We start from the raw sequence: 22,711 nt of genomic DNA on the forward strand, positions 1-22,711 counted from the left end.
GTTCCTGACGCGCTGCGGCATGGGCATCAAAACCGTCAAATGCGGGCTGCTCGGGGGCCTGCGCGGCAACCGGGGCTGGCGCAGGGGCGGCAACCGGCGCAGCCTCGGCCGGAACAAGCGGCTCGGACATGCGACGACGCGGGACCGGCATTTCAGCGATCGGGCTGGCATCGATACCTGTCGCAACAACAGAGACGCGCATCATTTCGCCCAGCTCGGTGTCGAGCGTGGAGCCGACGATGATATTGGCTTCGGGATCAACTTCTTCGCGGATCCGGTTGGCGGCTTCATCGAGTTCGAACAGGGTCAGGTCATAACCGCCGGTGATGTTGATCAACACGCCTTTGGCGCCTTTCAGCGAGATCTCGTCGAGCAGCGGGTTGGCGATGGCTTTTTCTGCGGCCTGGATGGCGCGGTCTTCGCCAGTGGCTTCGCCGGTGCCCATCATCGCTTTGCCCATCTCGTCCATCACGGCGCGCACATCGGCAAAATCGAGGTTGATCAGGCCGGGACGGACCATCAGATCGGTGACGCCTTTGACGCCCTGATAGAGCACATCATCGGCCATGGAGAAGGCGTCGGTGAAGGTGGTTTTCTCATTGGCGAGGCGGAACAGGTTCTGGTTTGGGATGATGATCAGCGTATCGACCATCTTCTGCAGCTGCTCAATACCCTCATCGGCCTGGCGCATACGTTTTGCGCCTTCAAACTGGAACGGTTTGGTGACCACGCCGACGGTCAGCACACCGAGTTCACGTGCTGCCTGAGCGATGATCGGCGCCGCACCGGTGCCGGTGCCGCCGCCCATGCCGGCGGTGATGAAACACATATGCGCGCCGGCGAGGTGATCGACGATCTGTTCGATGCTTTCCTCAGCTGCGGCGGCACCAACCGAGGGGCGCGCGCCGGCGCCGAGGCCTTCGGTGACTTTGATGCCCATCTGAATCTTGGCGGCGGGGGAGGCCACACTCAACGCCTGGGCGTCGGTGTTTGCCATCACAAAATCAACACCTTCAAGCTCTTTGGCGATCATATTATTAACCGCGTTACCGCCGGCACCGCCGACGCCAAATACGGTGATGCGGGGCTTCAGGTCATCCCGCTCGGGCATGGTGAGGTTCAAGGTCATGGATGCATCCGCCTGTATTGTTTTTGCGGCCCTAACGGCGGGCCGAATTAACCATTTCTAACTGAATCTTAGCGGTTTTTGGCCAGTACGTCACCCGAAAAACACAAAGTAACCACAAAATCTGCTACAACTTTGCGGTGAATAAGCGGTATCTCGCCAGAATTGGCAGATCCAGGGGTTACCAGTTATCCCGGAACCATTTGACCGCGCGTTTCAGCGAGCGGCCGGCATAGCGGTCGGCCGGGATTTCGAAGTCCCACCACTCATCCTGGGGGTGCGCGGCAAACAGGCAAAGCCCCACGGAAGAGGAGAATGCCGGACCGGCAGCGGCCTGCGGCAGGCCCCGCACCCGGAGCGGGCGACCAAGGCGCACCTGCTGGCCCAGAATGCGCGGTGCCAGGTGATCCATGCCGGGGATTTGGCTGGCGCCGCCGGTGAGCACGATCTGCTGGCTGGGCAGGTGTTCAAACCCGGCCGCATCGAGGCGGGCACGCACATCTTCGAGAATCTCTTCGACCCGGGGCCGCATGATGCCGATCAGCTCGGCGCGGCTGACGGTGCGCCGGTCATGTTCCCAGTCGCCGGTCTCGCCGCCCACATCGATCATGTCGCGGTCATCACGCCCGGTGGCGACAAGCCCGCCGTAGACGGTTTTGATCCGTTCGGCCATCGCCCAGGGCACTTGCAGCCCCATCGAGATATCTGAGGTCACATGATCGCCGCCAAAACGCACGGAATCGGTGTAGATCATGTGTTTCTTCATAAAGATCGAAATGTCGGTCGTGCCGCCGCCCATATCAATACAGGCCGCGCCCAGTTCCTGTTCGTCCTCCACCAGCGCCGAAATCCCGGCGACATAGGCGGAACTGGCAATGCCGGCCAGTTCCAGATCACAGCGTTTGATACAGTAGATCAGGTTCTGGATCATCGCCGCATCCACCGTCAGCATATGCAGATCGGTGGAGAGCTGATGGCCGATCTGACCACGCGGATCAGCAAGACCAGAGCGGTGGTCGAGCGCAAAGTTCACCGGCTGGGCATGCAGCACTTCGCGCCCAGAGCCATAGTCAGGGACGTCACAAGAAGCCAGCACCCGGGCCACATCCTGCTCGGAAACCTGAGTATGCTCCACATCAACCGAGCCGGTCAGCCCATAGGAGCGCGGCGCACCACCGGCAAAACAGGCGATCACATGATCCACCCTTGTGCTGGCCATTTTCTGCGCCGTCTGCACCGCAGTGCGGATGGCGCGTTCGGTTTCCGACATAGTTTCGATTTCGCCGAATTTGATGCCGCGCGACCGTGTGGTGGCGGCACCAATCACCCGGAACGAGCTTTGCCCGGCCATGGCACCCACGCCGTCGCTTTCACGGAAATCGTCATTGCCGTCAAACTGCAGCACCAGACAGGCAATTTTAGAAGTGCCCACATCGAGGATCGCAATCACGCCGCGTTGCATGGCGGCGGTGCGCATCTGGCGCATGGCGCGCTGAATAGAATAGAGCTCGCTCATTCTGAGGGGCCTCCGAATTCACTGATTTTAATCCGCCGCAGATCCGCTGCTGCCGGGGCAGAGAGACGCAGGGTGGGTCGGTTGATATTTCGCATATCGACCGCAACGATGTCGCGGTCGAGTAATTCCTGAGTCTGCTCCAGCAGCATCACTTTACGCAGTGCGGCAACTGGCGCGGCGGCCGGCAGCATGATGCGCTGACCCCGGTCCAGCACCACATCCCAGCGCCGCTCGCCGATGCGCTGCAAGCCGCGGATCCGGCCGGACAGCGCCGCGCCCGCGCGCAGCAGAGCGATGGCCTCGACAACGGCGCCGTCGGCCCCTGCCCCGGCCAGCAATGGCAGATCCGGGCGGTCAGTGCGCGCAGAGAGACCAGCAACACGGCGGCCCTTTTGGTCCAGCAGTTCAATAGCAGAGGCGGTGCGCCAGACCACAGCAGGGCTGCGTTCAGTGATGCGCACATTGAGAATGCCGCCGGTAATGCTGAGCGAGACGGTTTCCACCGCATCCAGCCCTTCCAGCGTCAGTTTGGTTTCATCGAGATCCAGATCAAAGCTGGAGAGCGGGAAGTCCAGCCCCATAACTTCGCGGATGTCTTCGGCAACTTCGTCAGAAGCACCGTCAATCGCCATCAGCGTGACCATGAACTCAGGGCGCTCTTCGATCTGACGCCGCAGGTCGGCGGCATAGGACATGGCGTTTTCGAGCCTGGTCTGATCCGAAAAATACAGCGTGGTGCCGCCAAACATCACAACCAGAGGCAGGCCAACACGCACCGCCAGCCGGAACGCCGGCGTCAGCCAGAGCCGCTGAAAGCGGTAGGCCATACGGCTGGGCGCGGCATCAACGGGCTGCGGTTTCTGGCCGATCGGCACATGGCGGGGAATGTGGTTCATCTGTTGCAAGAGGCATCCCCGATCATCCAGGCGCAGAATTCGCCAAAGTTGATACCGCAATGGGCGGCCTGTTCCGGCGACAGCGACGTCGCGGTCATACCGGGCTGGGTGTTGATCTCGAGCAGGATCAGACCTGCGAGGCCGTACGCTTCGTCCCAGCGGAAATCGGCGCGGCTGACACCGCGGCAGCCAAGCGCCTGATGGGCGCGCAGCGCATAGTCCATACAGGCGTCAAAAATCTCAGTGGGCAGGTCGGCGGGAACCACATGGCGGGAGCCGCCGGCGACGTATTTGGCATCATAATCATACCAGCCGTCGGTGAGGATATCGGTGACCGTCAGAGCGCGGTCGCCCATCACGGTACAGGTCAGTTCGCGCCCGGCGACATAGCTTTCGACCATCACCTGATCCGGCATATCATCTGCGAGATGGGGGGGAGAATTGGCCGCCTCATGCACCAGATAGATGCCGACCGAGGAGCCTTCGTTGTTGGGTTTGACCACATAGGGCGGCGGCATCACATGGGCGGCCATCACTTTGGATTTGGCCTCAATCACGCTGTGCGCCACCGGCAGGCCGGCGGCTGCGAACAGCGATTTGCTGTGCTGCTTGTCCATCGCCAGCGCCGAGGCCAGCACGCCGGAATGCGTATAGGGGATTGCGGCCCATTCGAGCAGGCCCTGAACACAGCCGTCTTCGCCCCAGCGCCCGTGCAATGCATTGAAAACAACGTCAGGCTTCACGTCAGACAGGCGTGCGGCCAGATCCGGACCTGCGTCCAGCTCAACCACTTGGTAACCTTCTGCCCGTAAAGCTGCTGTACATGCCTGTCCTGAGGACAGTGAGACGTCCCTTTCTGCGGAAGGGCCGCCCATCAACATTGCAACTTTCGGGAGTGTCCTGCTCGACATGCCCACGTTTCGCCTCGTCTCAATGCCCCTTTTAGCGGGGCTTATTGGGTGAAATCAGCCCTTTGACGGACCGTTTCAATCATTCGTTGTCTGCGGCCGGTTCGCCGACCCGCATAATTTCCCACTCTAGCGTGATGCCACTGTTTTGGTAAACCTTTTTTCGTACTTCTTCGCCCAGAGATTCGAGATCTTTTGCCGAAGCGCCGCCGGTATTCACCATAAAGTTGGAATGCATCTCGCTCATTTGAGCTCCCCCCAGGGTTGCGCCGCGCATACCGGCGTCGTCGATGACTTTCCAGGCCTTCAGATCATGCACGTCATCGGCCTTGCCGGTGGAGGAAAATCCGGCTGGGTTGCGGAAGGTGGAGCCCGCGCTGCGTTCACGGGTTGGCTGGCTGGCGTCGCGTTTGGCGATCTGCTCCTGCATGCGGTTTTCAAGCGCTGCTGCATCACCGGGTTCAGCCTGAAAAGTGGCTTCAATCAGCACCCAGCCCGTGGGCAGGTCGCTTTGCCGGTAGCGCAGGTTCAGTTCTTCGGCGCTGAGGCTGATCAGGTCACCGGCACGGTTGACGGCGCGCACAGAGACCAGATGATCGGCGACATAGGTGCCGTAACAACCGGCGTTCATGCGCACCGCACCGCCGATAGCACCGGGGATGGTGCGCAGAAAGGTCAGGTCCAACCCGGCCTGAGCGGCGCGGCGCGCCACATGGGCGTCGAGCGCCGCAACCCCTGCGGTCACCGTGGTGCCGTCAATGGTGATGTGATTAAAGCCGCGCCCCATGCGGATCACTGCGGCGCGGATGCCACCATCACGCACAATCAGGTTGGAGCCGACGCCGATCGGAAATACTTTGACTGCCGGATCCAGCGCGGCAAGGAATTGCTGCAGGTCGGCGACATCTGCCGGCTGGAACAGCGCATCACAAGGCCCGCCGACACGCAGCCAGGTCAGATCAGACAGCGCCCGGTTCCGGCTCAGGCTGCCGCGCGGCGAAAAGTCGGGCGAAAGAAAGATCTGCGGCATGGTCATCGGCATTCCAGAGTTTTACGGGGCATCAAGTCGACAGATATGGCGTATTGCAGGCGATAACGCCACAGCAGAGCACCGCAGGTTGGACCCGGGCGCGGGAATGCGCTCAGCGTCGGCGGCCATCAGCGGTAAACTATACAATTGCGGCGGAGGTATCAGGCACCGGGCCAGGCGTGGTAAAATCTGGCCCTGCCCTGCAGCCTCCGCAGAGGGTTTAAAGCGACGGTTTGCGCAGGGTTTTCAGCCAGCGGGTCAGATAGATCACCGGCCAGCGCAGTACAGAGATGCCAGCGGCCAGCACCAGCAACCCGGTCAGCGGGCCGTTCTGATAGGTGACAAAACCCACAATCGGCACCCCGGTGGCCATCAGCATCCAGGCCGCGGGCCAGTGGTTGCGTTTGGAGGGCAGCATCGCCGACACATTGGCCAGCACGCCCCAGAGGAATGCAAGGATAAGAGAACTCGTCATCTCAGGCCCCCGGTCAGCCGCTTCAGCCGTTTCAGCCGTTTCAGCCCGTGAAAAATCGGGCGGCGCAACAGCGACAGCAGCACCAGCGCCGTCGGCAGCAGCGCGATGGCGCCAAAGTCAGAAACCAGCATCACCAACAGGGGCAACAGCAGCACCAGCAACAGAACGACCGGGGCTTTTTGCCGCCGCGCCGGCAGAAACGCCAGCGCCGACATCGCCAGCACCCAGATGCTGGCAAGAGTGAGTGACAGGTTCAAACCATGTCTCCTGCTTATTCTACTTACGCCCGTCCCGGTCCCTCGGAAGCCACCGGCCGGCCCTGCATTCAGGAACAGCCACCGACCTCAAAGGCCGTAGCGTCAACGGTTTTCCCGTTCAAACGGATACGCGCGCGCTCCACAAGCGAAAAAGCGCGAAATCGACGTATGAAACCTGAAAAACGGCCCGGACAGGGCCGGTATTAACGCTTTGCTGTGCCTGAGGCGAATCTGCTGCGTCTAAAGACGCGCCGGGGTTGCAACTACCGCTTGGCAAGCCGCGCCGGCAGCCCGTTGGCCCAGGTGGAAATGGTACCGGCGCCGAGGCAGACTACCATGTCGCCGGGGCCGGCCTGTTCGCGCACAAGCCGCTCCAGATCATCCTCCGATACAATGGCACGGGCGTGGCGGTGGCCATGGTTGATCAGCCCGGCGACCAGATCGTCGCGGTCTGCGCCCTCAATCGGCTCTTCGCCGGCGGAGAATACATCGGAAATGGCGACTACATCGGCGTCATTGAAACAGGCGCAGAAGTCTTCAAACAAGGAATGCAGCCGGGAAAAGCGGTGCGGCTGGTGCACGGCGATGACACGCCCGTCACAGGCCTGCCGCGCTGCTTTCAGCACGGCGGCAATCTCCACCGGGTGGTGGCCGTAATCGTCAATAATGGTGACACCATTCACCTCACCCACTTTGGTGAAACGACGGTTCACCCCGGCGAAACTGGCCAGAGCGCCGCGGATTTCATCCACCTTCATGCCGAGATGGCGGGCGACAGCAACAGCAGAGAGCGCGTTGGAGACGTTGTGATCGCCGGGCATTGGCAGCGAGCAGCCTTCGATCAGCATGTCCTCGGCCTGCAGCGCGACATCAAAATGCGCCACGCCGCTCTTATAGGTCAGGTTGATTGCCCGCACATCGGCCTGGGCGTTAAAACCAAAGGTGGTCACCCGGCGGTCGGTGATCTTGCCGACCAGCGCCTGAACTTCCGGGTGATCGGTGCAGCAGACGGCGAGACCATAGAACGGGATATTGGAGACAAAATCGAGAAAACCCTGACGCAGGCTGTCAAAATCGCCCCAGTGCTCCATATGTTCCGGGTCGATATTGGTGACGATGGCAATGGTGGCAGGCAGCCGGTTAAAGGTGCCGTCGCTCTCGTCCGCCTCGACCACCATCCATTCGCCGGTTCCCATACGCGCGTTGGAACCATAGGCGTGGATAATGCCGCCGTTGATCACAGTCGGGTCGATGCCGCCGGCGTCCAGCAGGGTGGCCACCATAGTGGTGGTGGTGGTTTTGCCATGGGTGCCGGCCACCGCGATGTTGGATTTGAGCCGCATCAGCTCGGCCAGCATTTCCGCGCGGCGCACCACCGGCAGACCTGTGGCGCGTGCGGTGTCCAGCTCGGGATTGCCCGGTTTGATGGCGGAGGAGATCACCACCACGGAGGCCCCTTCAAGATTTTCGGCGCGCTGCCCTTCATAGATAGTGGCACCCAGGCGTTTCAGCCGGTCGGTGATTTTGGTCGCCTTCAGGTCAGAGCCCTGCACTTTGTAGCCGTGTTCCAGCAGCACTTCGGCAATGCCTGACATGCCGATGCCGCCAATACCTACAAAGTGGATCGGACCCATTTCCTGCGGGAGTTTGGTTGCGGCATTCATTGGCATGCTCTTTCGTTTTGTTTTTGTCGGGTCCGGCCTTCAGAGCCGGGCCAGTGTTTTTGCAGGCCACCAGGACGCAGCCCGTTTTCTGCGCCGGACCAGTGTTTCAGCGCCCGGCCAGGGCCTCGACCATTTCAACAAGCCGCTCTGTAGCATCCGGCATACCCAGAGCCAGCGCGGCATGGGCCATCTGCACTGCGCCTTTGGGCTGCTGCATAACATTTTCAATCTGGCGTGTCAGTGCCTCAACGCTAAAGGCGCTTTCCGGGATCAGCACCGCCGCACCGGCCTCCACCAGCCCGCGTGCATTCAGCGACTGATGATCTGCGGTCGCCGCCGCGAAGGGCACCAGAATGCTGGGACGGCCAATGACTGAGATATCAGCGACAGAGGAGGCCCCGGCGCGGCTGATCACCAGTTGGGCTTCACTCATGCGTTTGGGCACGTCATTGAAAAAGGGCTGCACATCGGCGTCGATGCCCTGCTCCGCATAGAACTGTGCCACCCGGTCGCCGTCTTCATCGCGGGCCTGGTGGCTGATACGGATATATTGCAATAACTCGCGTGGCAGCGCGGCAATCGCAGCCGGCACCACGTCGGACAGAATGCGCGCGCCCTGGCTGCCACCCATCACCAGGATCGACATCGGATAATCGCCGGGCGGGATATAGGGGGCGCCAGCGCGCTCCAGAACCGAGGCGCGCACCGGGTTGCCGGTCTGCACGCCTTTGATGCCTTTGGGAAGCTCCGTCGGCCAGGTGCCACAGGCGATGGCCTGGACCCGGTGGGCAAAGCGCTGGTTCACCCGGCCCAAAATGCCGTTTTGCTCGTGGATCATGCGCGGCCGGCGCAGCAGCCAGGCCGCCGCCAGCGCCGGGATGCTGGGGTAACCGCCAAATCCCACCACCACATCGGGCCGGTCGCGCAGCATATTGGCGCTGGCGCTGGCAATGCCACGAAGGATGCGGAACGGCACCATCAGTTTCGCCAACGCACCGCCGCGGGCAAAGGTGGCCGAGGGGATGGTTTCGATTTCCACCACATGGGGAAAGCCGCCGGTGTAACGCGCACCGCGCACATCGGTGGAGAGTTTCACCCGCCAGCCTTTGCGCAGCATCACTTCTGCCAGCGCCTGGGCGGGGAACATATGGCCGCCGGTTCCCCCGGCTGCGATCACCAGAAGCGGTTGTTTGTCAGTCATCGTTTATCGGCCTCGTGTCGACAGGATTTCGCTAAGTTCGCTCTGAGGGCGCGAGCGGGTGAAGGCCAGCAACATGCCAACCGCAATCGCCGAAGCAATCACCGAGGAGCCGCCATAACTGACAAAGGGCAGCGTCATGCCCTTGGAGGGCAACAGCCGCACTGCCACCGCCATGTTGATAAAGGCCTGAATGCCGAACATACAGGCCAGCCCGGTGCCGGCGAGACGGATGAACGGGTCTCGCTCGCGTATCAGCCGCAGCAGCGAGCGCACGGTGATGGTCAGATAGATCGCCAGGATCACCAGCACCAGCACCAGGCCGTATTCTTCAGCCGCCACTGCAATGATGAAATCGGTATGGGCATCGGGCAGCGACCATTTCACTTCGCCCTCGCCGACACCAACCCCAAAGAGGCCACCTTCGCGGATCGCATTGGTGGCATAGCCGATCTGGGTGGTGGGATCGATTTCGCGGTCAAAAAACCCGTCAATGCGGCGGGCGAAATGTTCAGAATTGGCGTAGATAAAACGCCCGATCGGATAGATTGAGCCGGCAAGCCCGACCAGCAGCAGGATCGGTGCACCAGAGATGAAATACATCACCCCCCAGCCAAACAGCACCAGCGCCGCCTGGCCAAAGTCCGGCTGCATCGCCAGCATCAGCACGATCGCCATGGTCAGAATAAAGGAATAAATGCGCCCGGGAGGTCCGTTTATTTCGCTGGCCGCCGCCATCAGCCAGGCCGACATGATGACAAAGCCAGGTTTGAGAAATTCGGACGGCTGCAACGAGGCAAAGCCCAGCGAATACCAGCGCACCGCCCCTTTGCCAAAATCAGTGCCAAACACCGGCAGAAAGGCCAGTGCCACAAAAGCAAAAGCAAAGCCGATCACCCCGAGACGACGCACCAGCTGCGGGGTCATCATCGAGGTCAGCACCAGCGCCACCATCGCCATACCGCCAAATATGGCCTGGCGTTTCACGTAGTAAAACGGCTCAAAATCGTTGCGGGCGGCCAGTGGCGGTGAGGCGGCAAGGCCCAGCAATAGCCCGATGGCAAACAACAGCAGCACACAGGAAAGCGACCATTTGTCGATGGTCTGCCACCAACGTGGAAGAATCGGATCACCGTCCCGCGTGGGGACCGTGCCATAGACCATTTCTGTCATCGGATACCGCCTGTACTGCCTGAGTTGCGCCCGTTTGCCGGGTCTGCCGCCAAGCCTAGCCGGAAAACCGGATTGGGGCCAGTGTCTTTGCAACCCGGAGGCTGGTTTCTGCCACCATGCTTTTAGGTGCTCCGGCCGCTTTGGCCGCGGCTGCGACCGCCTGCCAGATAGTCGCATACCGGCGGACCTGGCACCAACTACCCCGCCCGTCATCCGCTCCGTCCGCCCGGCGCGTAAGCGATGCGGCCCGGCAAACGGCCCGGACCGCGCCAGTCAGGCATCCGCAGCGGGGTGATGCCCGCAGAGCGCGGCACCACCGCTGCCAGCAGATCCCTGTTGTCCCTCAGGAGAGGCCGGCGGGAAAAACCTGCGCCGCCATGCCGTTGCCGCCACAGGGGTACACCTCCGCCCGCCCGCCCGCGAAAAACGTCCCTGCCAGCATCGCCGCGCAGGAACATTTCCCGCATCAGGCGCTAACGCAGCGCGCGGCACCCTGCGGCGCCGGCTTCACACGCTGGGGTGACGGGTTTATTCGCCCGACAGCACGTCCTGAACGCAGGCAATGAAATCCTCGCCGCGTTTTTCGAAATCCGGGTATTGGTCAAAGCTCGCCGCCGCCGGGGCCAGCAACACCGTGTCGCCGGCTTTTGCGTCCCGCGCCACCGCTGCGACGGCGGCGGCCATCGTGTCGCAGATCTCATAGGGGGTTTCGCCCAGTTGCAGCGCAAATTCACGCGCTGAATGGCCGATCAGATAGGCTTTGCGCACCGCGCCCAGCTGCTCCTGCAGCGCTTCAATGCCGCCGTCTTTGCCCAGACCGCCGGCGATCCAGCGGATATCTTTGAACGCCTGCAGCGCTTTGCCTGCCGAGGCCACATTGGTGGCTTTGGAATCGTTCACCCAGGTGACGCCCTCGGCCTCGCCCACCAACTGACTGCGATGCGGCAGGCCGGCGAATGTGTGGAACGCCGCTTCAATCACCCGCGGTGCCAGGCCAAGACTGCGCGCCACCGCATAGGCGGCGCAGGCGTTCTGGTGATTGTGGCTGCCCGGCAGGCCGCGCACAGAGCGCAGATCAATCGAGGCCATCTGGCGGCCCTTGCGGTATTCGCTCAGAAAGCCTTTGCGGGCAAAGATATTCCAGCCCGGGCCACTCAGTTTACGGGTGACCGATATCCGGATCACCCGGTCATCCGCCGCACCATAGCTCATCTGATTGGCCAGGTACTGCCCCTCAGCCTCATCAACGCCAATCACCGCCCGGTCCGGGCCGCCCTCGGCAAACAAACGGCGTTTGGCGGCAAAATAGCCGCCAATACCACCGTGACGATCCAGATGATCGGGCGACAGGTTGGTGAACACCGCAATGTCCGGCGTCAGCGAGCGCGCCAGTTCGGTCTGATAACTGGAGAGCTCCAGCACCACCACTTCACCATCTTCCGCCGGATCGATGTCCAGCACGCCGCGACCGATATTGCCCGCCAGCTGGCTTTCGCGTTTCACATGCTGCATCACATGGTGAAGCAAGGCCGATGTGGTAGATTTGCCGTTGGATCCGGTCACCGCCACCACGCGTGGCATAGTGACATAGCCGTCCCATTCATCACTGGCAAAAGACTGGAAAAACAAGCCGATATCATTGTCCACCGGCACCCCAAGGCGCAGCGCGCGGGCGATATGCGGGTTGGGGGTGGGATAGAGATGGGGAATGCCGGGCGAGACAATCAGGCTGGCAATATCGTCAAAGGCGCTGTCGCGCGACAGATCATGCAGGGTGAAACCCTCGGCTTCAGCCAGGCTGCGCGCTTCCGCACTGTCATCCCAGACCAGCGCTTCCGCACCGCCTTCACGCAGCGCGCGTGCCGCCGCAAGACCCGAACGGCCCAGACCCAGCACCGCCACCCGCAACCCGTCATATCCACGTACCGGAATCATCAGATCCCCCCTTTATCGCAATTCGTTACAATCCCAGCGCGGCCAAAAGAAAATCAGCGCGTGCGGCCACCGGCACTTTCGGGATCACCCTCACCTCATAGCCATATTCAGGCAGCCCGTCCACGAGCGCATGATATTCCGCCAGCCCGGCTTCAAAACCATGGCGACGCTCCTGATCCTGCACAAAAATGTCGCGCCAGGGCGGAGTCAGAAACACGATGTTATGGTAAGCAGGGCCACGCGCCGCAGCCACAAGGCCGAGCCGCGCAAGCCCGGCGCGCGCGTCCAGAGCAGAGCGGTCAAAAAATACCGGCCCCTTTACCAGCCGCATCCGTTCAAAATCCTCACAGGCCAGGGCAAAACAGCGGCGCAGGAACGCCTCCATATCCGCCTCGGGGCGCACAGCCTCATCAACGATAATGCGCCGCCCGGGCTCCTCCACCACCGCATAACCGCGCCGGGCCAGTTCCGCCAGCAAAGTGGACTTGCCGCCGCCGGAGCAACCAGAGATCACAATGCGCAATGGCTGCATGAGTGCCCCGTTCATTTCTGTCTTGTTTTCTGTGCTTGTTTTCTGTGCTTGTTCTCTGTGATCGGTATCCGTGCATCGTTTAAGTGCATGGTGTCCGCAGCGGGATTGCCCGCCTGCTGTCGACGCAGCGTTTGCCCCGCCCGGTGGCCCGCAGCTGCGCAGCAGCTGCCCGGCCCAACATATGGCAGGGCGTCAGCCCGAATATGGCGGGAGAGGTCCTGTGCGCCCTGCATTGAGAGTGCGGTGTATGCGCCTGAGGCCGCGGCGTGCCAGAGACGCCAGGCCGGGCCCGCTCCGCCAGGTCGCGGTGTGCGGGCCGGACCGCCAGGCCCGCCCCGGGTGAAAAGCAAAACGCGCCAGGACCGGCCCGGCGCGCGTTTGGTGTCAGCGGATCTTCAGCGTCGCCAGCCCGACCAGCGCCAGGATCAGCGAGATGATCCAGAACCGGATCACGATTTGCGGCTCGGCCCAGCCTTTTTTCTCGAAATGATGGTGGATCGGCGCCATCAAAAACACCCGTTTGCCGGTGCGTTTGAAATAGAGCACCTGGATGATCACCGACAGCGCTTCCACCACAAACAGCCCGCCGACAATGCCCAGCACGATCTCGTGTTTTGTCGCCACTGCGATCGCCCCAAGTGCGCCGCCAAGTGCCAGCGAACCGGTGTCGCCCATAAACACCGCCGCGGGTGGCGCGTTATACCACAGAAAACCAAGACCGCCGCCGATCAGCGCGGCGACAAAGATCAACAACTCGCCGGTGCCCGGTACATAATGCACTTCCAGATATTCGGTGAAATCGACCCGGCCAACCAGATAGGCGATAATGCCAAGTGCAGCCGCCGCGATCATCACCGGCATGATCGCCAGCCCGTCCAGCCCGTCGGTCAGGTTCACCGAATTGGCTGCGCCGACGATGACAAACATGCCAAAGGGCACAAACCCCCAGGACAGGTTGATCAGCACGTCTTTGAACAGCGGCAGCGCAAGTTTATAGGCCAGCGCGTCCGGGTGATAGGCAGAGGCCCAGACGGTGGCGATGCCGGCAATGATAAAGCCGAGCGTAAGGCGGATCTTGCCGGAAACACCCTTGGTATTGCCTTTGGACACTTTGGCATAATCATCGGCAAAGCCGATCAGACCATAGGCGAGCGTCACAAACAGCACCATCCAGACAAAACCGTTGTCCCAGCGCGCCCAGAGCAGGGTTGAAAACACCAGCGCTGAGAGGATCAAAAGCCCGCCCATTGTCGGGGTGCCAGCTTTGGCGAAATGGGTTTCAGGCCCGTCTTCGCGGATCGGCTGGCCTTTGCCCTGGCGCCGGCGCAGCAGGTTGATCAGCGGCTGACCAAAAACAAAACCAAACACCAGCGCAGTAAAAAAGGCCCCACCGGAGCGGAAGGTGATGTAGCGGAACAGATTGAAGGCATCTCCGCCATCAGACAGGTTGGTGAGCCAGAACAGCATTTCGCGCCCCTTCAGGAATGTGTAGCAGGCGCATGGCCCAAATTTCGGATGACGTCAACAACACGGCTGACCTGCGAGCCCTTGGAGCCCTTGACCAGCACCACGTCGCCGGCGGCAATAAGCTGGTGGGCGCGTAAGGCCAAATCATCGGCGTTTCCAACGCATTCTCCACGTTTTCGCGCCGGAAGCGCCGCGTGCAGATGTGCCATCAACGGCCCCGATGTATGCACCAGATCCACCGTCTCAAAAAATTCGCAATTTGCAAGTCCGCGGTGAATGGCAGCACTGTCTGTGCCCAGTTCCAGCATATCACCCAGCACCGCGATGCGCCGCCCGCCCGGCCCGGGTGTGGCCGCCGCCAGCACTTCCAGCGCCGCCACCAGCGAGGTCGGGTTGGCGTTATAGGCGTCGTCCAGCAGCACCATGTCGGCGTCTTCCACCGGATCAAGCCGGATCACTTCGCGCAAGCCCCGCCCGGCGGGGGGCTGCCAGTGCACCAGATCGCGCGCGCCCTGGGTGACATCCGCCCCCAGCGCCTCAAGCACCGCCAGCACGCCGGCGGCGTTGGTGGCAAAATGACGCCCGGCAGAGGCCAGTTTGAACAGGTGGGTGTCGCCCGCGATACGCGCCTCAGCAATGGTGATGTCGCCGGTGAGCCGCACCGAGAGCAGATGCACATCATTGCTGCTTTTCTCGCCAAATGTGACCAGCGGCACCTTCAGCGCTGCTGCATGGTCGCGCAGCACCGGCAGGGTTTCCAGATCGCCATTGACCACGGCCACGCCGCCGGGAACCAGCCCGTCAAAGATGGCGGCTTTTTCGTGCGCAATCGCGTCTATATTTTCAAAAGCTTCGAGATGCGCTGCCGCCACCGTGGTGATCAGCGCCACGTGGGGGGCTGCGAGACGGCTGAGCGGCTCAATTTCGCCGGCGTGGTTCATGCCCATCTCGATCACCGCAAACTCGGTGTCGCGCGGCATCCGCGCCAGCGTCAGCGGCACGCCCCAGTGATTGTTATAACTGGCTTGTGCCGCATGGGTACGGCCCTGGCGCGACAACACGTCCCGCAGCATTTCTTTGGTCGAGGTCTTGCCCACCGAGCCGGTGACACCGATCACTTTGGCCGCGCTGCGGGCGCGGGCCGCCTGCCCCAGTGCCGCAAGTGCTGTGAGCACGTCATCGACGATCAAAAGTGGCGCGTCCGCTGCGACGCCGTCCGGAATGCGTGATACCAGCGCAGCGCCAGCACCAGAGGCCAGCGCCTGGGCAACAAAATCATGGCCGTCGCGGGCGGCACTCAGTGCAACGAACAGGTCACCAGGTTTTAGCGTGCGGGTATCAATTGACACTCCAGACACCGAAAAATCACACGTGGCACGGCCGCCGGTCGCCGCAGCGGCGTCATTTGCGTTCCAGAGGTTCATCCCAAACGTCCTTCCAGTGCAGCCACCGCGATGCTGGCCTGTTCCACATCGTCAAAATGTAACGTGTCCTCGCCGACGATCTGAACCGTTTCGTGCCCTTTGCCGGCAATCAGCAATGCATCGCCAGGTCCCAGCGCATCCACGCCGCGCAGAATAGCTTCGGCGCGGTCGCCGACCTCGATCGCCCCGGGGCAGCCCGCCATCACCATCTGACGGATACGAGCCGGCTCTTCTGAGCGCGGGTTATCATCCGTAACAAACACCAGATCGGCATTTTCTGCCGCCGCCTGGCCCATCAGCGGCCGTTTGGTGGTGTCGCGGTCGCCGCCCGCGCCGATCACGGCAATCAGCCGGCCCAGAACATGGGGGCGCATGGCGCGCAGCGCGGTGACAAGCGCGTCCGGTGTATGGGCGTAATCGACATAGACCGAAGCCCCATTGTCGCGTGTCGCTGCCAGCTGCATACGGCCGCGCACGGTGGTCAGTTCCGGCAGGGTGGCAAAGACACGCGCAGGCGTTTCGCCACAGGCAATCACCAGAGCCGCGGCTGTCAGCACGTTTTCGGCCTGAAAGCCGCCGATCAGATCCAGGCGCACCTGGGTTGCTTCGCCAAAACAGTCAAACCGCAGGTCCTGGCCGGTGCCGTCATAGCGCTGGCCGCGGATGCGGAACTCGGCCTCGTCCTGACGGCCAATGCGGAACACGTCGATACCGCGTTCCTGGGCGATCATTGCCATGTCGGCACCACGGGCATCATTGCTGTTGACCACCGCCACGCCGTCCACGTCGAGAATACGGGAGAACAGCCCCGCTTTGGCCTCGAAATAGGCCTCAAAACTGGCGTGGTAATCGAGATGGTCCTGGCTGAAATTGGTAAACGCGGCGGCGCGCAGCCGCACCCCGTCGAGCCGGCGTTGTGCCAGACCGTGGGAAGAAGCCTCCATCGCGCCGTGGGTGACGCCGGCAGCCGCAGCGCCTGAAAGCATCCGGTGCAGGGTGATCGGTTCCGGCGTGGTGTGGCTGGAAGGTGCGGTCCAGCTGCCTTCAACGCCCGTGGTGCCGAGGTTGATCGCCGAAAGGCCCAGAAGTTGCCAGATCTGGCGGCAAAAAGAGGCCACGGAGGTTTTGCCATTGGTGCCGGTGATGGCGACCATATAGTCGGGCTGAGCGCCAAACCACAGCGCTGATGAACCGGCCAACGCCTGGCGCGGGTCTTCCACCACGATCAGCGCTGCTTTTGAAGCGGCAAGATCGTCCGCCGCCAGCGCGGCACCGGCGGGATCGGTCAGGATGGCGGCCGCGCCCATGCGCAGCGCGAATGTGATGAAACTGGCGCCGTGATCATGGGCGCCGGGAAGCGCGGCGAACAGATGGCCGGCTTTCACCTGACGACTGTCCACCGACAGGCCGGTGATTCGCACATCTGAGGCATGTTTTGCCGTCAGACCCAGCTCTGAGAGTGATTTTTCCAATGATGCCACCTTTGCCGCAAATCAGTTTGAGGTGAGCAATACCTCATCGCGCCCCTCGGGCTCAACCTCTGGCCGCAAGCCAAGCAAAGGTGCTGTGCGGCGGATCATCTCGGCGACAATCGGCACTGCGGTCCAGCCGGCGGTGCGGCGCGGTTTGAGACCAGAGTTTTCGCTGGGTTCATCCAACGTCACCACCAGCACATATTGCGGATCATACGCCGGGAAGACGGAGGCGAAAGAGTTGATCACCTTGTCCTCATAATAGCCGCCGCCCATTTCTTTGGCCTTGTCAGCGGTGCCGGTTTTACCACCCACCGCGTAGCCGGGCACGTCACCAAAACTGGCGGTGCCGCGCACCACGACCTGGCGCAACATCTCAGTAAGGATTTTTGAAGTCTTTTCGCTGATCACCCGGGGGCCCGGCGCGACTTCTGTCTGTTTCAGCAGCGTCGGTGTCACAAAGGTGCCGCCGTTGACAACGCTGGAATAAGCCGAGGCCAGTTGCAGCGGGCTGCCAGAGATGCCGTGCCCGTAGGCAATGGTCATGGTGGAGAGTTCAGACCAGTTTTCGGGCAGCAGCGGCCGGATCCTGCTGGCTTCGATCAGTTCAATACTGGTCGGGTCAATCAGGCCCAGCGTTTTCAAAAACGCCTTTTGGCGTTCGCCACCAAACAGTTCCGAGATGCGGGCGATGCCGATGTTGGAGCTTTTGACCAGCACGTCGGTGGCGGAGAGCTCTTTGCCGTAGTTGCTGAAATCGCGGATGCTGAAGCCGGCCATGCGCAGCGGGCCGCGGATGTCGATGATGGTATCGGGCTTGATCAGCCCTTCGTCGAGCGCCTGGGCCATGGCAAAGGTTTTATAGACGGAGCCAAGTTCATAGAGCCCCTGTACTGCGCGGTTGAACAGCGGGCTGTCAGAGGCCAGGCCGCGGATCAGCGGCGCCGGGCGGGTGTTGGGGTCAAAATCAGGCAGCGAGACCATCGACAGCACTTCGCCGGTTTTCACATCCATCAGCACTGCCGCAGCGCCTCTGGCGTTCATCAGCTTCATGCCGCCATAGAGCACTTCGCGCATGCTGGCCTGGACGCTGAGATCAATGGACAACTGCAGTGCTGCGCCATTGTTGGCCGGGTCACGCAGTGCGTCATCAAATTGTTTTTCAACGCCGGCCACCCCGACCACTTCGGCCGAATTCACCCCTTCGCGGCCAAAACGGGCGCCGCCAAGAATATGGGCGGCCAGACGACCGTTGGGATAGAGCCGCATTTCGCGCGGGCCAAATTCAAGCCCGGGATCGCCGATGTCATGCACCTGCTGCATCTGCTCCGGGCTGATGCGTTTTTTGATCCAGACAAATTTGCGTTTGCCGGTGAACAGTGCGATCAGCTCATCCGTTTCCAGATCCGGGAAGACTTTGACCAGTTCAGCCGCGACACGTTCGGGATCAATCATCGCCGGTGGCTGGGCATAAAGCGCGTAGGTCTGCAGGTTGGTGGCCAGGATGCGGCCGTTGCGGTCCACAATGTCGGCACGCTGCGCCATGATCGCGTTGCGCGGGCCGCTGGCGTGGGGTTCGGCCGGCTCAGAGCGGGCCAGCACGCCCATACGCACACCGACGACGGCGAAGGCGGCAATGAAAAACACCCCCAGCACCAGCAGGCGGCCCTCAGCCCGCAGGCGCGACCGGTCATGCATTTCTTCGTGACGCAGGCGGATATTTTCGCGCTCAATGGTGTCCGGGTTCTCGCCTTTCTGGCGCGCTTTCAGGATCCGGGCCAGCGGGCGAAGGGGGGTACGCAAGCTCATTGGGTGATCATTGCCAGGGCGCCGACGAGGGACACCGGGTTGGTGATCATGCCCAGCGGATCAGCCGGGTAAGACACCTGTTCCACCGTGCCGAACTGTTCGGGCAGCAGCGGCAGCAGGCCAAGACGGTCAAAATTGATATCGGCCAGTTCCCGCAGCCGGTCGGGACGGTTGAGATAGGCCCATTCCGCCCGCAGCACCGTCAGCTCAACGCGCTGATCGCCAATCTGGCGCTGCAGTCTGGCCACGTCCCGCAGGCTTTCCTGGGTGCGGTAGTTTTCCTGATAGGCCCAAAATCCAAGTGCCATCACGGCAAGCGCAGAGACCACATAGATAAAAGAGCGCATCAGGCACCTCCCTGAAAGACCGGTCTGGGCAGACCTAGAGCGTCGCGGTCCACCGGTTTGGAAGGCGCGTCCGTGCGCACCCCAACCCGCAGACGCGCGGACCTGGCACGCGGATTGTCTTTCAGCTCCTGCTCATCCGGCCCCTGGGCTTTGCCCTTGAGCTTAAACCCCGGCGTGGCCTGGGCGATTTCAGGTGCGTAGCGATTGCCACCGCCCCCTTTTGAACTGCGGCTCTGAAAAAAGCGTTTAACAATGCGGTCTTCCAGCGAATGGAACGAGACCACCGCCAGTTGCCCGCCGGGGGCGAGCGCGCGCTCGGCGGCCTCCAGCCCTTCAACCAGCTGGCCGAATTCATCATTCACCGCGATGCGGATGGCTTGAAAACTGCGCGTCGCCGGGTGGCTTTGCCCCGGCTTGGAACGCGGCAGGCATTTTTCGATCACCGCAGTCAGCTGCACGGTGGTTTCAAACGGGCTGATTTTACGCTCATTCACGATGGCACGGGCGATGCGGCGCGAGGCGCGTTCTTCGCCGTAATGATAGAGAATATCGGCGATGTCCTGCTCGTCGGCCTCATTGACAAAATCGGCGGCAGAGGGGCCGGACTGGCTCATGCGCATGTCCAGCGGGCCTTCGCGCATAAAAGAAAAGCCGCGTTCGGCCAGATCAAGCTGCATGGAAGACACACCAAGGTCGAGCACCACACCGTCGAGATCGCGGGCGTAGTCGTCCATCTGGCCAAAGGTGCCTTCGACCAGTTGCAGGCGTTCGCCATATTTCGAGGCCCAGGGCTGTGCCATTTCGTGGGCCAGCGGGTCGCGGTCGACGCCGTAAACCACATCGGCACCGGCATCGAGCAGGCCACGGGTGTAACCGCCGGCGCCAAAAGTGCCATCAAGCCAACGGCCGGTGACCGGGGCCACCGCGGCCAGAAGCGGGCGGAGAAGTACGGGGATATGGGGTGCGTCGGAGCTGGGAGTGGACGCGGACATAGATTAACCTTCGTTGTCGGAGAGCAGGGTCAGAGGATCGAAGTCATCGGGGAGTTCCTCAAGCCAGGTCTCCATCGTTGCTGCGTTTTCGGCCTCAAATGTTTCCGGCTTCCATATCTCAAAGGTTTCACCAGCGCCAATGAAATAAGCTTCTTTTTCGAGTTCAATTTTTTCGCGCAGCTTTTGCGGCAGCACCAGGCGCCCGTCCCCGTCCACTTCGGTGGGGTGGGACATGCCGAGCACGAGGCGCTCCAGCATGCGGCGTTTTTTGGTGCCACGTGGCAGCGCCAGAATATCATTGGAAAGTTTGGTAAAAGCTTCAGCGGTATAGACTTCGAGGAACTTTTTGGAGGCGTTGCCGTAGACGATGAAGAACTTCGGCCGCTGACCGCCGGTCCACTTTGGGTCGCCCTCTTCCAGCTCACGACGAAACAGGGCGGGGATCGAGGTCCGGCCCTTGCTGTCCACCTTAAAGGTGTATTCGCCTATGAACATGCCTGCCACCTGGCGGCGCTCCTTATCTGTCCCTGCCGCGCCTGATTCTCAGGTCGCGGAAATGAAAAAGGCGGATTGAACTGCTGCCACTGTTCAATCCGCCGTCTTCGTCCCGTTTCCGGGGTGTCCGACTGCGCGCGCCATCTGGGGGGATGTCTGCTCGCTCGCGCGCCGGATCTCTTGGTTCGATGAAGCGGGTGCCTGTATGAAGCCTGACTTGAGATTTTTTTATTAGCGGGGTTCTGTGTGCCCCTTAATCCCGTCTCATCTCGTGTAATCATCATTGCCATGGGAATTCATGGAAATCAATAGGGTTTCATGGGATTTCTGTGGAAGCCGGTCGTAAAACCGTTTAGGAAACCGTTGTTTTTTCGCAGACTTACAGTCAATTTCACAAATTGTGGCCAGATAATGGCTCAACTAACACCAGATATGGTAGGTGCGCGATTCTCGACGCAAAGACCATGCAATCCCATATTTTTAAAACACCCCCACGGGATGTGACAATTTCACATCAGATATCTGGGCGAATCCCCGGCGATTCCACTCACCTCGCCCCAATCTGCTGGGAATTCCCACAATAGTTCCATAAATTCCCATACGCGAGAAACCCCGCGCAGCCAGCCGGTTGTCAAACCCCACCCCGCCGGGCGAAACAGAAAAAAGGGCGGCCACCAGGCCACCCTTTCACGCCCTGGACGGGCGCTTTTTTAAACTGCGGGCCGGTTTAGCCCATGCGCGACTGGCTCAGGCCATGCCACCGCCAACCAGGCGGGCGGCAATCGCGGCATAGGCGTCTGACTGCGCACCCTCACCCGCAGCCACCGGCGTGCCGGCATCCCCTGCCAGCCGCACATCCAGAGACAGCGGCAGCGCACCAAGGAACGGCACATCGATCTTTTTGGCCTCTGCAGCCACACCGCCATGGCCAAAGATCTGACTTTCCCCGCCACAATGAGGGCAGATGAAGGTCGACATGTTTTCAATCAGCCCCAGCACCGGTGTTTTCAGCTTTTCAAACATCGAAATGGCGCGGCGCGCGTCCAGCAGCGCCACATCCTGCGGCGTGGAGACGATCAGCGCGCCGGTGAGGTTGGTTTTCTGGCACAGGGTCAGCTGCACATCGCCGGTGCCGGGCGGCAGATCGATGATCAGCACGTCCAGTTCGCCCCAGGCCACCTGGCCCAGCAGTTGTTGCAGCGCGCCCATCAGCATCGGACCGCGCCAGATCAGCGCTTCGGTTTCTTTCACCATCAGCCCGATCGACATCACGGTGACACCATGGGCGTGCAGCGGCTCAATGGTCTTGCCATCGGGGCTGGCGGGTTTTTTGCTGACGCCCATCATACGCGGCACGCTTGGCCCGTAGATATCCGCGTCAAGCAGACCGACTTTGCGACCCTGTTTTGCCAGCGCCACCGCCAGGTTGGAGGCGACGGTGGATTTGCCGACACCGCCCTTGCCCGACGCAATCGCCAGGATGCGCGCCACGCCGGGCACATCCAGCGGTCCGGCCTGGGGCGTGGCGTGACGGCCGATTTTCAGATCGGGCGCTTTGGGCGCTGGTTTGGCCGGACCATGGGCGGTCAGCACGGCGGAGACAAACTCCACCCCGGGCAGCGCCAGAAGCACACGCTGCGCCTCGGTGCGGGCATCTTCCAGCAAACGCGCCTGATCCGCATCCGCCGCCTCGATCACAAAGCTGAGCTTTGCACCATCAATCACCAGCGCCCGCACCAGATCGCGCGAGCTCAGAGTTCCGCCGCCGGGCACATCGACGCCCTCAAGCGCCGTCCGGATTTCCTGCTCAGTTACCGCCATGGGTTTTCCTTCAATAGCCTTCCCCGCATTAATTGGCGCGTTTGCCGGCAACCGCAAGTCAAACCGCATCATTGAGGGGCGTGGTTTTTGGCCACATGCACAGGCAGGCAAGGATCTGCACCGCTGCATCCGCACGCGGGCGGGCCGTTTCTTGCGCAGACCGGGCCCTGAGAT

General features: G+C 61.7%; 20 protein-coding genes. All 20 read right to left on the reverse strand.

Going from position 1 to position 22,711, the window contains the following annotated elements; all coding sequences use genetic code 11:
* Positions 1-1,129 (reverse strand): cell division protein FtsZ (gene ftsZ, locus DWA01_RS14880; protein WP_114286603.1); only part of this gene is annotated, 1,129 nt, incomplete at its 3' end.
* A gap of 178 nt (positions 1,130-1,307) precedes the next feature.
* Positions 1,308-2,642 (reverse strand): cell division protein FtsA, encoded by a 1,335-nt coding sequence (gene ftsA / locus DWA01_RS14885; RefSeq protein ID WP_114286604.1) that lies wholly within the window; start codon positions 2,640-2,642, stop codon positions 1,308-1,310.
* A complete protein-coding gene (locus tag DWA01_RS14890; protein ID WP_114286605.1) occupies positions 2,639-3,538 on the reverse strand; it encodes a cell division protein FtsQ/DivIB in 900 nt (299 codons plus the stop codon). Before DWA01_RS14890 ends, ftsA begins: the two co-directional genes overlap by 4 nt.
* Positions 3,535-4,455, reverse strand: coding sequence for a D-alanine--D-alanine ligase (locus tag DWA01_RS14895; RefSeq protein ID WP_114286606.1), 921 nt, complete (start codon positions 4,453-4,455; stop codon positions 3,535-3,537). Before DWA01_RS14895 ends, DWA01_RS14890 begins: the two co-directional genes overlap by 4 nt.
* Positions 4,456-4,528: 73 nt before the next feature.
* Positions 4,529-5,476 carry a UDP-N-acetylmuramate dehydrogenase gene (gene murB, locus DWA01_RS14900; protein ID WP_114286622.1) on the reverse strand — a complete coding sequence of 316 codons (948 nt, stop codon included), beginning with the start codon at positions 5,474-5,476 and terminating at the stop codon, positions 4,529-4,531.
* 220 nt (positions 5,477-5,696) lie between these two features.
* The gene (locus tag DWA01_RS14905) at positions 5,697-5,951 is read right to left on the reverse strand and encodes a DUF2484 family protein (RefSeq protein ID WP_114286607.1); all 255 of its coding nucleotides are present in this window, start codon (positions 5,949-5,951) and stop codon (positions 5,697-5,699) included.
* Positions 5,948-6,208 (reverse strand): DUF2484 family protein, encoded by a 261-nt coding sequence (locus tag DWA01_RS14910; RefSeq protein WP_114286608.1) that lies wholly within the window; start codon positions 6,206-6,208, stop codon positions 5,948-5,950. The genes DWA01_RS14905 and DWA01_RS14910 overlap by 4 nt, the downstream gene beginning before the upstream one ends.
* Before the next feature lie 263 nt (positions 6,209-6,471).
* Entirely contained in the window at positions 6,472-7,872 is a 1,401-nt protein-coding gene (gene murC, locus DWA01_RS14915) for a UDP-N-acetylmuramate--L-alanine ligase (protein ID WP_114286623.1), read from the reverse strand.
* Positions 7,873-7,978: 106 nt separating this feature from the next.
* Positions 7,979-9,073 (reverse strand): undecaprenyldiphospho-muramoylpentapeptide beta-N-acetylglucosaminyltransferase, encoded by a 1,095-nt coding sequence (murG, locus tag DWA01_RS14920; protein WP_114286609.1) that lies wholly within the window; start codon positions 9,071-9,073, stop codon positions 7,979-7,981.
* Between the two features lie 3 nt (positions 9,074-9,076).
* Positions 9,077-10,243: a peptidoglycan glycosyltransferase FtsW gene (locus DWA01_RS14925; protein WP_114286610.1), complete on the reverse strand. Its 1,167-nt coding sequence runs from the start codon at positions 10,241-10,243 to the stop codon at positions 9,077-9,079.
* Between the two features lie 528 nt (positions 10,244-10,771).
* Positions 10,772-12,178 (reverse strand): UDP-N-acetylmuramoyl-L-alanine--D-glutamate ligase, encoded by a 1,407-nt coding sequence (gene murD, locus DWA01_RS14935; protein ID WP_114286612.1) that lies wholly within the window; start codon positions 12,176-12,178, stop codon positions 10,772-10,774.
* Between the two features lie 25 nt (positions 12,179-12,203).
* Positions 12,204-12,725 (reverse strand): AAA family ATPase, encoded by a 522-nt coding sequence (locus DWA01_RS14940; RefSeq protein ID WP_114286613.1) that lies wholly within the window; start codon positions 12,723-12,725, stop codon positions 12,204-12,206.
* A gap of 369 nt (positions 12,726-13,094) precedes the next feature.
* Positions 13,095-14,177: a phospho-N-acetylmuramoyl-pentapeptide-transferase gene (gene mraY / locus DWA01_RS14945; protein WP_114286614.1), complete on the reverse strand. Its 1,083-nt coding sequence runs from the start codon at positions 14,175-14,177 to the stop codon at positions 13,095-13,097.
* 11 nt (positions 14,178-14,188) lie between these two features.
* Positions 14,189-15,601 (reverse strand): UDP-N-acetylmuramoyl-tripeptide--D-alanyl-D-alanine ligase, encoded by a 1,413-nt coding sequence (locus DWA01_RS14950; protein ID WP_114286615.1) that lies wholly within the window; start codon positions 15,599-15,601, stop codon positions 14,189-14,191.
* Complete coding sequence (locus DWA01_RS14955) at positions 15,598-17,073, reverse strand: UDP-N-acetylmuramoyl-L-alanyl-D-glutamate--2,6-diaminopimelate ligase (RefSeq protein ID WP_419187013.1); 1,476 nt, start codon at positions 17,071-17,073, stop codon at positions 15,598-15,600. The genes DWA01_RS14950 and DWA01_RS14955 overlap by 4 nt, the downstream gene beginning before the upstream one ends.
* A 21-nt stretch (positions 17,074-17,094) precedes the next feature.
* The gene (locus DWA01_RS14960; protein ID WP_114286617.1) at positions 17,095-18,882 is read right to left on the reverse strand and encodes a peptidoglycan D,D-transpeptidase FtsI family protein; all 1,788 of its coding nucleotides are present in this window, start codon (positions 18,880-18,882) and stop codon (positions 17,095-17,097) included.
* Entirely contained in the window at positions 18,879-19,229 is a 351-nt protein-coding gene (gene ftsL, locus DWA01_RS14965) for a cell division protein FtsL (protein WP_114286618.1), read from the reverse strand. Before ftsL ends, DWA01_RS14960 begins: the two co-directional genes overlap by 4 nt.
* Complete coding sequence (gene rsmH / locus DWA01_RS14970) at positions 19,229-20,221, reverse strand: 16S rRNA (cytosine(1402)-N(4))-methyltransferase RsmH (RefSeq protein ID WP_114286619.1); 993 nt, start codon at positions 20,219-20,221, stop codon at positions 19,229-19,231. Before rsmH ends, ftsL begins: the two co-directional genes overlap by 1 nt.
* 3 nt (positions 20,222-20,224) lie before the next feature.
* Positions 20,225-20,716, reverse strand: coding sequence for a division/cell wall cluster transcriptional repressor MraZ (mraZ, locus tag DWA01_RS14975; protein WP_114286620.1), 492 nt, complete (start codon positions 20,714-20,716; stop codon positions 20,225-20,227).
* Positions 20,717-21,463: 747 nt separating this feature from the next.
* Positions 21,464-22,537 (reverse strand): Mrp/NBP35 family ATP-binding protein, encoded by a 1,074-nt coding sequence (locus DWA01_RS14980; protein WP_114286621.1) that lies wholly within the window; start codon positions 22,535-22,537, stop codon positions 21,464-21,466.
* Positions 22,538-22,711 lie beyond the last annotated feature (174 nt).

Source organism: Candidatus Halocynthiibacter alkanivorans, assembly GCF_003333265.1.
In the GTDB taxonomy this organism is placed as follows: Bacteria; Pseudomonadota; Alphaproteobacteria; order Rhodobacterales; family Rhodobacteraceae; genus Halocyntiibacter_A; species Halocyntiibacter_A alkanivorans.

Coding starts and splice junctions, on each gene's coding strand:
- murG (WP_114286609.1), bottom strand. CDS start 9,073: ATGACTGACAAACAACCGCTTCTGGTGATCGCAGCCGGGGGAACCGGC.
- DWA01_RS14905 (WP_114286607.1), bottom strand. CDS start 5,951: ATGACGAGTTCTCTTATCCTTGCATTCCTCTGGGGCGTGCTGGCCAAT.
- DWA01_RS14950 (WP_114286615.1), bottom strand. CDS start 15,601: ATGAACCTCTGGAACGCAAATGACGCCGCTGCGGCGACCGGCGGCCGT.
- DWA01_RS14925 (WP_114286610.1), bottom strand. CDS start 10,243: ATGACAGAAATGGTCTATGGCACGGTCCCCACGCGGGACGGTGATCCG.
- ftsL (WP_114286618.1), bottom strand. CDS start 19,229: ATGCGCTCTTTTATCTATGTGGTCTCTGCGCTTGCCGTGATGGCACTT.
- ftsA (WP_114286604.1), bottom strand. CDS start 2,642: ATGAGCGAGCTCTATTCTATTCAGCGCGCCATGCGCCAGATGCGCACC.
- DWA01_RS14980 (WP_114286621.1), bottom strand. CDS start 22,537: ATGGCGGTAACTGAGCAGGAAATCCGGACGGCGCTTGAGGGCGTCGAT.
- DWA01_RS14890 (WP_114286605.1), bottom strand. CDS start 3,538: ATGAACCACATTCCCCGCCATGTGCCGATCGGCCAGAAACCGCAGCCC.
- DWA01_RS14960 (WP_114286617.1), bottom strand. CDS start 18,882: ATGAGCTTGCGTACCCCCCTTCGCCCGCTGGCCCGGATCCTGAAAGCG.
- murD (WP_114286612.1), bottom strand. CDS start 12,178: ATGATTCCGGTACGTGGATATGACGGGTTGCGGGTGGCGGTGCTGGGT.
- mraZ (WP_114286620.1), bottom strand. CDS start 20,716: ATGTTCATAGGCGAATACACCTTTAAGGTGGACAGCAAGGGCCGGACC.
- rsmH (WP_114286619.1), bottom strand. CDS start 20,221: ATGTCCGCGTCCACTCCCAGCTCCGACGCACCCCATATCCCCGTACTT.
- murC (WP_114286623.1), bottom strand. CDS start 7,872: ATGAATGCCGCAACCAAACTCCCGCAGGAAATGGGTCCGATCCACTTT.
- DWA01_RS14940 (WP_114286613.1), bottom strand. CDS start 12,725: ATGAACGGGGCACTCATGCAGCCATTGCGCATTGTGATCTCTGGTTGC.
- mraY (WP_114286614.1), bottom strand. CDS start 14,177: ATGCTGTTCTGGCTCACCAACCTGTCTGATGGCGGAGATGCCTTCAAT.
- murB (WP_114286622.1), bottom strand. CDS start 5,476: ATGCCGCAGATCTTTCTTTCGCCCGACTTTTCGCCGCGCGGCAGCCTG.